The organism is Bacillus cereus group sp. BfR-BA-01441 (genome assembly GCF_022663075.1).
Classification (GTDB): Bacteria; Bacillota; Bacilli; order Bacillales; family Bacillaceae_G; genus Bacillus_A; species Bacillus_A cereus.
Genome location: NZ_JAKUEU010000108.1, coordinates 1 through 13987 on the forward strand (window position 1 = coordinate 1; position 13987 = coordinate 13987).

Sequence of the window (13987 nt, forward strand, 5' to 3'; positions counted from 1 at the left end):
GTGGTGGCCATGGTGACCGTAAAAACCTTGTGGATAACCACCTACTCCGCCTGCCACAACACCTACTCCCGGTACCGGAAATCCTGTTTGTACTCCTCCAACGAAAGATGGGAATGTAGTTGGTACGCCTACTGGTACTCCTCCGGCTGCTCCGCCTACAAATGTTGGGATTCCTGTTTGTGCTCCAGCTACTGATGTGGAAAATCCTCCAGGTGTTCCACCCATCCAGCTCGGAATTCCGCCATATCCTTGTTGTCCGCCTCCCATTAACATCATTTGTTCATAACTATCCGATCCACCTCCGAAAAAGCCATGTGGTGCATTATTGTCCATCCCTTTCATTCCTTTCACCTCTTCTACTCAATTTAGCCTACCTTTTTTATCATATTTCCTATAGAAAAATAGGTGTTTGTCTGTATTGGAATTCCGCTCTTTTATTTGTACGTATTGGAATAATTGAAAACTTAGACTAGGGTGATCCAGAGATTATTTTCTACACAAAAAAGCTCAGAGTATACATACTCTGAGCTTTTATTTAGAATAAATTAATTTGCAACAACATTAACAAGTTTTCCAGGAACAACAATTACTTTACGAACTGTTTTCCCTTCAATTTGGTCTTGAATTGCTTCAAGTGCAAGTTGTTCCATTTCTTCTTTTGATGCGTCTTTACTCATTGTTAGTTTTGCGCGAACTTTACCCATAACTTGAACAACAATTTCAACTTCATCTTCTACAAGTTTAGACTCATCAAATGTTGGCCAGCTTGCATATGTGATTGTTTCATTGTATCCAAGTTTGCTCCATAGCTCTTCCCCGATATGAGGTGCAACTGGTGCAATCATTTTTACGAAACCTTCTACATATTCTCTCGGAAGTGTTTCAGCTTTGTATGCATCGTTGATGAATACCATCATTTGAGAAATCGCTGTGTTGAAACGAAGCTCTGCATAGTCTTCTGTTACTTTCTTCACTGTTTGATGGTAAGCTTTTTCAAGCTCTTTATTTGGTGCGTCAGTAATTTTCTCACTTAATTCACCGTTATCTTGAACGAATAGACGCCATACGCGGTCTAGGAAACGACGAGCTCCGTCAAGACCATTTTCAGACCAAGCAATTGAAGCATCTAATGGTCCCATGAACATTTCGTATAGACGAAGTGTATCTGCACCGTGGCTTGCTACGATATCATCAGGATTTACAACGTTACCTTTTGATTTACTCATTTTCTCGTTGTTTTCACCTAGAATCATACCTTGGTTGAATAATTGTTGGAATGGCTCTTTCGTTGGAACTACACCGATATCGTATAATACTTTATGCCAGAAACGAGCATATAGTAAGTGAAGTACGGCATGTTCTGCACCACCGATATAAATATCAACTGGAAGCCATTGTTTTACTTTTTCAGGATCTACAAGTGCTTCGCTATTGTTTGGATCGATGTAACGTAGGTAGTACCAGCAGCTACCAGCCCATTGCGGCATTGTGTTCGTTTCACGACGACCTTTTTTACCAGTCTCAGGATCAACAACATTTACCCACTCGTCAATGTTAGCAAGTGGTGATTCACCTGTACCTGAAGGACGGATGTTTTCTGTTTTCGGAAGAACTAATGGTAATTCCTCTTCTTTCACAGCTGTCATTGTACCATCTTCCCAGTGAATTACTGGAATTGGTTCACCCCAGTAACGTTGACGGCTGAATAACCAGTCACGTAGACGGTACGTTACTTTTTGATTTCCTGCGCTCGTTGCTTCAAGCCATTCAATCATTTTTGCGATTGCTTCTTCTTTATTTAATCCATCAAGGAATGCTGAGTTTACGTGTGCACCATCACCTGTGTACACTTCTTTCGTAATATCTCCGCCTTTTACAACTTCCTTCATTGGAAGATTAAATACTGATGCGAATTCATAGTCACGCTCATCGTGAGCTGGAACTGCCATTACAGCACCTGTTCCGTAAGTTGCAAGAACATAGTCAGCGATCCAGATTGGTAATTTCTCACCGTTTACTGGGTTAACTGCGTAAGCACCAGTGAATACACCAGTTTTCTCTTTCGCAAGTTCTGTACGCTCTAGGTCACTCTTCATTTTTACAGCGTTAATGTAAGCTTCTACCGCTTCTTTTTGTTCTGCTGTTGTAATTTCTGCAACAAGTGCATGTTCTGGAGCTAGTACACAGTATGTTGCACCAAATAATGTATCAGGGCGCGTTGTGAAAACTGTGAATTTCTCGTCTGTACCATCGATGTTGAAGTGTACTTCTGCACCTTCAGAACGACCGATCCAGTTACGTTGCATATCTTTTAAGCTTTCAGGCCAATCAAGCTCATCTAGATCTTCTAATAGACGATCTCCGTAAGCTGTAATTTTTAACATCCACTGTCTCATCGGACGACGCTCAACTGGATGTCCACCACGCTCACTCTTACCGTCAATGATTTCTTCGTTTGCAAGTACTGTACCAAGTGCTGGGCACCAGTTTACAGGTACTTCATCAACGTAAGCTAAGCCTTTTTCAAATAGTTTTAGGAAGATCCATTGCGTCCACTTATAGTAGTTTGGATCTGTTGTATTTACTTCACGGTCCCAATCGTAAGAGAAACCTAATGATTTAATTTGGTTACGGAACGTATTAATATTATGCTCTGTAAATTCAGCTGGGCTGTTTCCAGTATCAAGTGCATATTGCTCTGCTGGAAGACCAAATGCATCCCATCCCATTGGATGCAGAACGTTATATCCTTGCATACGCTTCATACGAGATAAAATATCTGTCGCTGTATAACCTTCTGGATGTCCTACGTGTAAGCCTGCACCTGATGGATATGGGAACATATCTAGTGCATAAAATTTTGGTTTTTCTGTCTCATCTGGCGTACGGAATGTTTTATTCTCTTCCCAGTACCCTTGCCACTTCTTCTCAATTTCTTGATGATTAAAGCTCATGAGATACCCTCCTTGAAATTCTATTTATTTTCACCGCCCAAAATACAAAAAACCTCTCATCCCTAGAAAGGGACGAGAGGTTATAGATTCCCGCGGTACCACCCTAAATTAATGTACAAATATACATTCGCTTAGATCCGTAACGTGGATTAACGGCAATTGCTACTATTAGTTTCACAACTGCAACTCAAAGGCGAGTTCATAACGAAACGTGGATTGACTTGCACCGACCGTCAACTCTCTAAACCAGCTTCTATTACTACTACTCCTTCTCACTGTTATTACACATATAAGTTAAGTGAACTATCCTTCACCTAGTATCTCTTAAGAGCTTACTTAAAGCGAGGACTTCTCGGTTAATCGTTACTCTTAATAACTAACGAATTCATCTTAAGACAGCCGAGCTATCTCCCTTGTTCTAAAGGTTGTTTTATTTAAATATATTCTAAAACATGTTACATGTTCCGTCAAACTAAACTGCAATTTTTTCTTCAACTGTTTCTTCTACTTTTACTCGTTTATCATAAATGCTCGTTGCTATAAGCGCTACTACAAGCATTACCATGATTGCTATAAACAATACTTCCATATTGTATAAATCCACAATTGCTCCGCCAACGACCGGTCCGAACATTTTCCCTACAGTCGCCGCACTATTTACGACACCTTGATAAAATCCTAATTTATCTTTTGGTGCAAGTATATTTGCAATCGTTGGAACCGCAGGCCATACAAATAACTCACCAATTGTTAATGTTACCATCGCAACGAGGAACATCGTAAATTGCTGCGCTTGACTTAACACAATGAATGACGCCGCAAAAATGAAGATTCCAATCATAATTTGCTGTTTTAAAGAACGCTTCATCCAACGAATTAGCATACTAACAAGTGGTTGCGCACAAACAATCATCGCTCCGTTTATCGTCCATAGTAAACTATAGTGACGAAGGCTAATATTCAATTCTTGCATATGTGTTGCAATCGCTCCTTGCCACTGTACGTATGTAACCCAGCATAAAGCATATGCTACACACACGATAAGAAGTGCTTTAAATCCAGGTGTAAGTGACCACCCTTTTTTCGTTTCGACTTCTTTTTGCACTCCTGGCTCTTTCTTGTCTTCCATACCGCGGAATCCAATAAAAGCAATTAAAAAGAAAACAAAGTATAAAATAAAATTCGCTAAGAAAATATAATCAAAACGATACGATGCAACTAATCCACCACATGCTGTTCCGATCGCAATACCAACATTTTGTCCAACGTACATCGCATTAAATGCCCGTCTTCCGCCTTCTGGCCAAACCGTACCAACCATCGCATACATCGATGGGAAGACCATTCCAGAACCGAAGCCGATTAACGCTAGCCATACAACATATAACGGCCAACCGTGGAAGAACACAAGACCTAAAATCGATACAAGTGTAATCACAATCCCTACTAAAGTTGATTTATAACCGCCCCATTTATCAAATAAAACACCGCCGAGCAAGTTTCCGATTACACCAGTAAGCGAATTGATCATTAATACCATTCCGGCCACAGATAAAGATTTTCCTAGGTGATCATGCAAATAAATTGTATTAAAAGGCCATAAAAAAGAAGCACCCGTGACATTAATAATCATCCCAGCTACTAATAGCCATACTTTCCTTGGCATAGTTTCCCCTCCTATTCTATTTTTTTCGTTCATATATATAACAGTAAAATTGTAGTCGTTTTTAAATAGGAAGGCAACTGATTAATAGTTGATGAAATTCAGATAATGGTTCTACGGTAAATGAAATTATACTGATTGCTTCTTGGATTATATCAGCGATTATTAAAATATATCGACTTACCGACAAAAAATGACAACAGTAACAATGTATAAAGAGGCTGCATGAACTTCATGCAGCCTCTTTATACTATCCAACTTCCTTTTCTCGCTTCGCACTTTCTTTAGCGCTCCATTTAAATATTTTATCTAATAAGGAATATATTCTCCCAGGTTCTTTCGTTAACAAAGGTCCTAACGATGCTAATATTAAAACATACAAAGCTGAGAATGGTTTAATAGTTGCCATTAAGCCGCCCGCAATTCCAATATTCGCGACGATAATGGAAAATTCTCCGCGTGATACAAGTGTTAAACCGATATTCGTAGAAGCCTTATGCGATAACCCAGCTTTACGCCCCGCAACCATTCCAGCAGTAAAATTACCGATAAGAGTAATGAAAACTGCTCCTAATGCCAACCACACTGCTCCTCCAAGTGAAAATGGGTCTATACTTAAACCGAAGCTGAAAAAGAATATAGCTCCAAAGAAATCACGAAACGGAACAACGAGCTGTTCAATTCGATCACTATGCTCTGTTTCAGAAAAGACGAGCCCCAATAATAATGCTCCAATCGCCTCCGCGACATGAATCGTTTCTGAAAATCCTGCTACAAAGAACAAAATAGCGAATATTACGATAATAAAAATTTCATTGGACGAAATATCTAACATTTTATTTAAAAATCGTGTAGCTTTTCTAGCAACTACAAAGAATAGTAGCATATACCCTACTGCGATTAAAATAGATGTAAGAGCCCCTACAAGTGACGTTGCCCCTCCGAGTACTAATCCTGAAACGACTGATAAATATACGGCTAAAAAGATATCATCAAACATAATGATTCCTAAAATTAGCTCCGTCTCTTTATTACCAGATCTTCTTAAATCAACAATTACTTTCGCAACAATTGCACTCGATGAAATTGTTATGATCCCAGCAATAATTAATGTTTCTAATAAGGGGAAACCCATTATATATCCGTAAAGTAAACCTAATATAAAATTAAGCGATATATGAACAGTTCCCCCAAAAGCAATTGACTTTCCTGATTTAATTAATTTTTTAATTGAGAATTCTAAGCCTAAATAGAATAAGAGGAATATAACGCCAACACGGCCGAGGAAGGAAATAACTTCTCCGCTTTCAATAAATCTTAAATCGATAAGCCCTAAATCTGGGGCATGGGGCCCCACTAGCATACCGAGTATAATGAGAAACGGAATAATCGAGAACTTTAACTTTGCAGCGAGAATAGCTGCAAAAGCGACTAATACTAACGCAGTCCCAACTTCAAAGATTAAAGTATCCATCGATTATGAATCCCCTCCTACTGAAAGCAACTCATTAATAATTCTTTTTACTTCATGTCTTTCACCTGATAGTACGAGCATATCGCCAGCTTCAATGATAGAATCTGGGCCTGGATTAAAGAACTTCTTCATATTCTTTTTCAAAATGGCAATAATCGTTACGTTATATGTGTTTCGGACATGTAAACTACCAATTGTTTTTTGTACGACTGGTGCATTATTTTCCACCTTAAACCACTCAATTGATAATCCTTCAAAGGCCATTTCAATCGTATCTAAAGCTTGTGGTCTATATACCATTCCGCCCAATATAGCTGCAATTTGTCTCGCTTCGGAATCACGAAGAGAGACGCTTGAAATACTCTCCTCATAATCAGCATCAAAATGGTACATTTCTCTTCGGCCATCATCATGAATAACGATAACCATCTTTTCATTACCTTTTGTAATCACTTCAAACTTACATCCAATACCCGGCAGTTCACTCTCTCTAATATTCATATTTTCCGCCTCCTAATTCTTTTAGTTACGGCTTTTATAAATCGACATCAATCTCCGTTTTAAAGGTCTCATCCTTTGAAATACCTAAATACTTTAGCGTCTCTGATGGAGTCGCGTGATGAAAATGTTTTTGCAACAGCGCAATCGCTATCCCTCTTTTGTACGCATGAAATCCGAATGTTTTTCGCATTGAATTCGTTCCGATCTTACCAACAACTCCAACTGCTTCTGCAGCATTATGAATTACACGATACGCTTGTTGACGCGTAATTGAATTTGGCGTTTTATTAGATTGAAATACGTAATTTTCTCTTTTAACGCCAATAGATTGTACGTAATCTAAAAGCGCTTCTTTTACTTTTGTATTTAAATAAATATCTTGTTTGAATTTTTCATCTTTCACAGGAAGAGTATAAAACTCTTTAACAGTCCCATCTTCATTTAATACATCTTCAAATTTCATGCTAAGTAATTCTGTAATTTTTAATCCTGTGTTAATTCCAATAACAAATAAAAGATAATCTCGCTGGGAGTGCTCTTTTAAATATTTTTTCATAGCCTCAATTTGGCTTATATCTTTTAATGCCTCTACAACTTCCATACATGTATTCTCCTCATCTTATGAACGGTAATTTTCTCATTATGTTGTCCATTTTACCTTATCATGCTATGAGATTTCCATGTGTTATCCATTATTTTCACAATATACTCAGGTGGTTCTGAAAACTTTCAATGTGGAAACTTACGATTGTATAAATACGTTGCGGTAAAAAATGTGGGGATAAAAGTTCAGCTTCTTTCTACAGATTGGATTCCTCCTTTCCTTATACAGCTACTTCTACTTTTATATTACGTTACTTACTTGCATTATATTATATATATCAGTAACATTAAGTGTTTTTTCTGAAAATAATAAAAACCGAGCGTTTTTGCTCGGTTTTTATTATTAATCTTCTTTCGGAAGAACAATTCCTTTATACAATTGAACTGTAATGAAGTAATAAATCGCATAAATAACTACGAAAATTACGATTGGTACCCAAATACGGAAGTACGGATCGATTAAAATAAATCCGAAAATATTCATACCAACTAATACGTGAGCGATACCCACAATTGCTGGGAATAAGAATACTAAGAATAACTCTTTATAAATCGATTTCGTTAATAACTCACGGCGCACACCGATTTTACGGAGCATTTGATAACGCGTAATATCTTTTGATGCACCAGAAAGAATTTTAAACATAAGACAGCTTGCCATCATTGCTAAGAACGCAATTCCAAGGAAGAATCCCATAAACACTGTTCCGCTCGCAAAGCCGTAGAACATGTCATACATTTGATGTTTACTATTCATTTGTTCAGCTTTTACATTTTTATATTTATCTAGTTGCAACTCGTCAATTTTTTTCCATTCTTTTTCATATGTTAAGAAATCATCTACTTTTCCGATAAATGCTATACCTTCTTTACCATTTATCTCATCGTACATTTTTTGATTTACAATTTTAATTGCATGATCCTGATGTACATAGAATGGTTGGATTGTTCTGAAAGCCTCGTCCCATTCTTGTGGAAGTTCTTTCGCATTCGCATCTTTTTCATTCATTTCTCTAGCAACTGCACCTACTGGTAGTTCCTCTGAGACTTTTTTCGTTTTCACGCCATCCTTCATCGACTTCATATTTTCCATATCTCTTATTACAGGACGATTTTTCTCTAAATCCTCTTTTACATAGTAAACGTATTTATCATCGATTTTGTAACGATATTCATTTTTCTCTTTAAATGTAATACCATTTAAAATTTTCTTTTCTTCAGCCGTTGGATTATGAACTACTGAATCATAAATTTCAAATCCATCAACCATTTTTATAACGTTATTTTTAAACGCCATACCGCCTGAAATTGCACCAGCTCCGAGCGCAACTAACATTGCTACCGTCGCAAGCACCTTCGTTAAACTATTAATACGGAAATTTAATTGTGCAAATGTAAAAGCGTTAAGTCCTTTTTCACTACGCTTTTTATTACTCTTTAACTTTTTAATAAAGACCGGGAGAAGTGATCCAAACAGCATGTAAGTACCAGCTGTCGTTGTAATTAATGCAATAATGATTCCCATTTCTCTTAGTTTTTCCATGTAAATCATTGATGCATAGCCCATTCCTAATAAAATAACCGCAAGGAATGCAACTACACCTGTCATTTTTCCTTTTACTGCAACACGTTCTGTTTGTGCGTCTGCATGTACAAGTTGCAGGACAGAAATACGTGATAATTTAATACTGTTCATAATTGCCGATAATACAAATAGTGCAAAGAAGAAGATGCACGTAACAGTCATAGATGGCAGATAAAATGCTTTATAGCCTTCACCAGCAAATTCTAATTGTTTCATTAATAATTGACCGATACCTTCTGCAAGTCCTACACCAACTGCAATTCCAATTGCAAGAGACGCGGCGCCTAATACAATTGTCTCAATAAACATAAGTAATGTAACTTTATGCTTTTTTGCTCCTAACATCATATACATACCAAACTCTTTTTGACGAAGAGATAGTAAGAAAGAGTTCGCATACAAAATATAGAAGAACGTTATAATAGCTAGTAAAAATGAACCTGCTTGGAATACAAATCCAATTTGACCAATAGTAGAATTTTCCTTAAGGAAGGCCTCGTTTAACGCTAATGTTTGAAACATATAAAAAATTGAAATGGACATGACAAGACCAACAAGTAAGACGATATAATCTTTCAGCTTACTTTTTAGCCCTGACATGGAAAGTTTAAATAACATGCTCTAGAACCTCCCTTCTTACGCTTTTTGTGTGCCTAAGTCCGCAAGCACATCTAAAATTTCTTTATAAAACTCTTCACGTGTACCGCCGCGGTGAATTTCTTTATATAGCTCACCATCTTGAATGAATAAAATACGCTGACAGTAACTTGCACTGTACGGATCATGTGTAACCATCATAATAGATACGCCTTGATCTTTATTTAAGTTTGTCATCGCATCAAGTAAACTCGTTGCATTTTTAGAATCAAGCGCTCCTGTTGGCTCGTCCCCTAAAATAATTGCCGGCTCATGCACTAAAGCACGCGCTGCTGCCGAACGTTGCTTTTGCCCACCAGATACTTCAGATGGGTACTTTTGAAGTATTTCTGTAATCCCTAACATATCCGCTACTTTCTCGACTTTTGGTCCAATGTTACGTGATGGAACACCTTGCAAGGAAAGTGGAAGTGCAATGTTTTCATAAATAGATAAGTTTTCTAACAAATTAAAATCTTGGAAGATGAATCCTAATTTTTGTGAACGGAAATCAGAAAGCTCACCTTGCTTCATTTTTGTAATATCCGTACCCGCAATTTCAACAACGCCGCCCGTTGCTTTATCTAATGTTGAAATTACATTTAATAATGTCGTTTTACCAGAACCAGATGGTCCCATAATTCCAACAAACTCACCCTCTTGAATTGAGAATGACACACCTTTTAACGCGTGTGATTGGTTCTCACCTTTTTTACCGTACACTTTTTGAACGTTTTTCACGTCTACAACTGGTTTCGTCATATATATCCTCCTACGCTTGTTTTTCCATTACCTATTTTGCGCCTTTTGGAGGTGAACTGCTATTTGTTAACATTACATTTACCTTACACTTTTGTAATATAAAGAAGGTGGGCGTGTAAGTTTGGCTTTTACTACTTTGAATATTAGTGACATATCGAATCGGTAAATGAAATTATATCGGCGATTTTTCAAATATATCGGCGCAACTACAAAAGCTGAAAATAAAAATAGGCTGCTCCACAAAAGGAACAGCCCACTTCTCTCTCTATTTCTTTAAAGGTGTTACCGTCCAGTACGTAATAACACGCCAAATCCATTCTAATGGACCCATTTTAAAGATTTTCATCCAAATTACGCTAAATACAATTTGAATTGCATAAATTGCAATACATACATATAAAGTCTGCATGTAAGTTAAGTTTTCTGCAAAGTTAAATACACTGCCTGCAATTAAAATCATTGCAGTTTGTCCAATATAATTTGTTAAAGCCATACGACCGTAGTATTTCAATGGTGCTAATAATGTTTGAACTGGTTTTAACTGAAGTAATAAAATTAATGCTCCTACATAGAAAGCTGAAATAATTGGTCCAACAGTAATACCAATTTTTAGAAACTGGCTTGCAGCATCCATTGTTCCGTCTTCATTCATCAATATCATATTTACAAATGGGCCAGCAGGCACGTGTCCATATTGATACCATACAGCTATGACACTTAAAACAAACATAATGCCTGTAAAAATAGCGACTTTCTTTATATTTTGCGAAAGATTTTCAAATACACGATATTGTCCTGCAGCAAGACCTAATAAAATTAAACCAAGTGGTAATAGTTCTTTAACACCCATTACACTAAAGGCTATTGTCAAAATAAGACCAATTACTAAGTTCACTTGTTTTTTCGCTTTATAAAACGGTAAAACGATTAATCCGCAAATTGCATATAACGTTAACGCTTCTCCAGGCTGAAACATGTAATGAATCAAACCAAAAATAAATAATGCAACTACGCGGCGGAAAAATAGAACATATCCATTTTTCCCTTTCGCAATCGCTCTTGTAATGAAGATATAGAATCCCACTCCAAATAAGAATGAGAAAATCGAGAAGAAACGACCTTCTACAAATAAGTATAGAAACCTTTGATAGCTAGCATCTACTGTATTAGGATCTGGAGTTTTAATATTAAGTAGTGCTAAAATATTTACTAAAATAATCCCTAGTAGTGCAAAGCCACGAATGTAATCTAACTCATCAATTCGCTTGTTTATAATATTGTTCCCCATAAAGCAACTCCTTGTATAAAACTTAATCCTTTCTTACTCTACTGGAGAAAGCTGCTCACAACTATCGACAAACCTTACAGGAATCTTACATTATTGTCATATAGCAAAATAAAACCAGGTCATATTGCGACCTGGTCTACTCTGATTGTTTCGATTTTTGAGGTTGTCCTTTTTTACTATTACGCTGTTTTACTTGAACAATCGGATCAAGTTCATTCGAAAACTCAGCGTTATGTCCATTTTGCGTTTTTTGTTCTGGGTTATTTTGATCTGAACGTTTCGCCATTACATTCACTCCTTATTAGTGCGGTGTAATAATCATTTGATGTTGCAATTGGCGAATTGCCATACGTGCTCTATTTAATTGCTCACGTTGCTCATCATTTGCATGTTGTTGCATCGTTTGTAAATCGTTATACGCTTGTTCTAATTGTAACTGCGCATCCGAATACTCCATCGTATTATAATGCTCTTGTCTCATACCTTGGTCTAATTGTTCTTTCGCATATTCCACCGCTTGTTCCGCTTGTGTAATATACGATTCAAGTGATTGACGCTCTGCCATAATTGTCCCTCCTTGCTTCAATTCCCCTTTAGTGTGTCCCTTCCATCTGAACCTTATGAGTATGTTATAATGGATTTTGTTTCATTTTGACTCGGCTTAGGAGGGAAAGTAATGAAGGTTCAAAACCCTTTTCCATATACAAACGACAATAAACGTTATCATACATGGAATTATCATTTACGAAATGAATTTGGTGAAAAAATCTTTAAAGTTTCATTAGATGCTGGCTTTGATTGCCCGAACCGTGACGGTACAGTTGCTTATGGCGGTTGTACATTTTGCAGTGCTGCTGGATCTGGTGACTTCGCTGGCGATCGCCGCGATGATGTTATAACGCAATATCATGAAATGAAAGAAAAAATGCGCTCAAAGTGGAAAGACGGAAAATGTATCGCTTATTTCCAGGCGTACACAAATACACATGCACCACTTGAAGTGTTAAAAGAAAAATTCGAACCGCTTCTAGCAGAAAAAGACGTTGTCGGTCTTTCTATTGCGACTCGTCCAGATTGTTTACCGGACGATGTTGTTGAATATTTAGCGGACTTAAATAAACGCACTTACCTTTGGGTTGAACTCGGACTACAAACCGTCCATGAACGTACTGCAAATCTTATTAATCGTGCTCACGATTATCCTTCTTACGTTGAAGGTGTAAATAAATTACGTAAGCACGGCATTAAAGTTTGTTCTCATATTATTAACGGCCTTCCACTTGAAGATTACGACATGATGATGGAAACAGCTCGTGAAGTAGCGAAGCTTGATGTACAAGGAATTAAAATCCACTTACTTCACTTATTAAAAGGAACGCCAATGGTGAAGCAATATGAAAAAGGACAACTCGAGTTCCTTTCTCTTGAGGATTACGTAAGTCTCGTTGTTGACCAACTTGAAATGATTCCAGAAGACGTAATTGTGCACCGCATCACAGGTGACGGTCCGCCTGATTTAATGATTGGTCCAATGTGGAGCTTAAATAAATGGGAAGTATTAAATTCCATTGATGCAGAATTTGTACGCCGCGGAAGCTGGCAAGGAAAATATGCAAATGAGGAGAAACAAAAATGAAATTAGAACGTGTATTACCGTTTGCTCGCTCGCTTCTGCAAACGGCAGTAAAAGAAGGCGATTACGCTGTAGATGCAACTTTAGGAAACGGCCATGACACTTGCTTCCTAGCTGAAATCGTTGGAGATAACGGAAAAGTATTTGGATTTGATATTCAAAAAGAGGCAATTGAAAGCTCAACAACTCGTCTAAAAGAAAAAGAACTTTTCGAACGTACTGTTTTAGTTCACGATAGTCACGATACACTTCTATCCATATTACCAGAAGATGCAAAAGGAAAAGTAACAGGCGCAATTTTCAACTTAGGTTACCTTCCAGGCGGAGACAAGCATATCGTCACAAAACCGAACTCAACAATCTCGGCGATTGAGCAATTATTAGACGTAATGGCGCCTGAAGGTATCATCGTCCTTGTCATTTACCACGGACATCCAGAAGGACAAGTAGAACGCGACGCTGTACTTAAATTTGCCGAAGAACTAGACCAAAAACAAGCACACGTACTGCGATATGGCTTCATTAATCAACAAAATAACCCGCCATTTATTGTGGCGATTGAGAAGCGATAAAGTGAAACTTTAATCAGTGGGGGCATCCCCACTGATTATTAGTTGAACCAATCGGGCATTTATGGGCAGTTTATCTCCCACCTAACCTCTTTGCTCCAGGCGAATTTTAAGGTGGGAGTTTTACTGCCCGTTAATGCGGGGTAATATATCAACGATTTTTCAATTATATCTATCGTAACTCGGGATATATCAACGATTTTTTCGATATATCTATCATAACTTACAATATATCAACGATTTCTCGGATATATCGATTGTTCGACAAAACATAACAAAAAAAGACGTGCATTCATTGCACGTCTTTTTGTTATTCACC

General features: G+C 37.4%; 12 protein-coding genes, 1 pseudogene and 1 other annotated feature. Of the genes and pseudogenes, 2 read left to right on the forward strand and 11 right to left on the reverse strand.

What is annotated here, in order from left to right; translation table 11 throughout:
* The 11 genes and pseudogenes from MR107_RS26665 to MR107_RS26715 form a co-directional block, all read right to left on the reverse strand.
* Nucleotides 1–342: pseudogene (locus MR107_RS26665) on the reverse strand (hypothetical protein); the annotation flags it as partial.
* 203 nt (nucleotides 343–545) lie between these two features.
* Nucleotides 546–2954: a leucine--tRNA ligase gene (gene leuS / locus MR107_RS26670; protein WP_000009461.1), complete on the reverse strand. Its 2409-nt coding sequence runs from the start codon at nucleotides 2952–2954 to the stop codon at nucleotides 546–548.
* Between the two features lie 65 nt (nucleotides 2955–3019).
* Nucleotides 3020–3239: a binding site (T-box leader), on the reverse strand.
* 187 nt (nucleotides 3240–3426) lie between these two features.
* Nucleotides 3427–4620, reverse strand: a complete 1194-nt coding sequence (locus MR107_RS26675; protein ID WP_001137561.1) for an MDR family MFS transporter — start codon at nucleotides 4618–4620, stop codon at nucleotides 3427–3429.
* A gap of 247 nt (nucleotides 4621–4867) precedes the next feature.
* The gene (locus MR107_RS26680) at nucleotides 4868–6091 is read right to left on the reverse strand and encodes a cation:proton antiporter (protein WP_242292912.1); all 1224 of its coding nucleotides are present in this window, start codon (nucleotides 6089–6091) and stop codon (nucleotides 4868–4870) included.
* 3 nt (nucleotides 6092–6094) lie between these two features.
* Nucleotides 6095–6592: a cation:proton antiporter regulatory subunit gene (locus MR107_RS26685; protein ID WP_242292913.1), complete on the reverse strand. Its 498-nt coding sequence runs from the start codon at nucleotides 6590–6592 to the stop codon at nucleotides 6095–6097.
* Between the two features lie 34 nt (nucleotides 6593–6626).
* Entirely contained in the window at nucleotides 6627–7193 is a 567-nt protein-coding gene (locus MR107_RS26690) for a tyrosine-type recombinase/integrase (protein ID WP_000454210.1), read from the reverse strand.
* A gap of 345 nt (nucleotides 7194–7538) precedes the next feature.
* Nucleotides 7539–9398 carry an FtsX-like permease family protein gene (locus MR107_RS26695; RefSeq protein ID WP_000897745.1) on the reverse strand — a complete coding sequence of 620 codons (1860 nt, stop codon included), beginning with the start codon at nucleotides 9396–9398 and terminating at the stop codon, nucleotides 7539–7541.
* Between the two features lie 18 nt (nucleotides 9399–9416).
* The gene (locus MR107_RS26700) at nucleotides 9417–10178 is read right to left on the reverse strand and encodes an ABC transporter ATP-binding protein (protein WP_000165844.1); all 762 of its coding nucleotides are present in this window, start codon (nucleotides 10176–10178) and stop codon (nucleotides 9417–9419) included.
* 265 nt (nucleotides 10179–10443) lie between these two features.
* Nucleotides 10444–11466, reverse strand: a complete 1023-nt coding sequence (locus MR107_RS26705; protein WP_063246417.1) for a DUF418 domain-containing protein — start codon at nucleotides 11464–11466, stop codon at nucleotides 10444–10446.
* A gap of 136 nt (nucleotides 11467–11602) precedes the next feature.
* Nucleotides 11603–11752: a hypothetical protein gene (locus tag MR107_RS26710; RefSeq protein ID WP_001129340.1), complete on the reverse strand. Its 150-nt coding sequence runs from the start codon at nucleotides 11750–11752 to the stop codon at nucleotides 11603–11605.
* Nucleotides 11753–11767: 15 nt separating this feature from the next.
* Nucleotides 11768–12031: a YtzC family protein gene (locus MR107_RS26715; protein ID WP_000840869.1), complete on the reverse strand. Its 264-nt coding sequence runs from the start codon at nucleotides 12029–12031 to the stop codon at nucleotides 11768–11770.
* A gap of 111 nt (nucleotides 12032–12142) precedes the next feature.
* Here MR107_RS26715 and mnmL point away from each other — a divergent pair, with 111 nt between their 5' ends.
* Nucleotides 12143–13102 carry a tRNA modification radical SAM protein MnmL/YtqA gene (gene mnmL / locus MR107_RS26720; protein WP_000868031.1) on the forward strand — a complete coding sequence of 320 codons (960 nt, stop codon included), beginning with the start codon at nucleotides 12143–12145 and terminating at the stop codon, nucleotides 13100–13102.
* Nucleotides 13099–13671, forward strand: coding sequence for a tRNA 5-(aminomethyl)-2-thiouridylate-methyltransferase MnmM (gene mnmM / locus MR107_RS26725; protein WP_017656636.1), 573 nt, complete (start codon nucleotides 13099–13101; stop codon nucleotides 13669–13671). Before mnmL ends, mnmM begins: the two co-directional genes overlap by 4 nt.
* Nucleotides 13672–13987 lie beyond the last annotated feature (316 nt).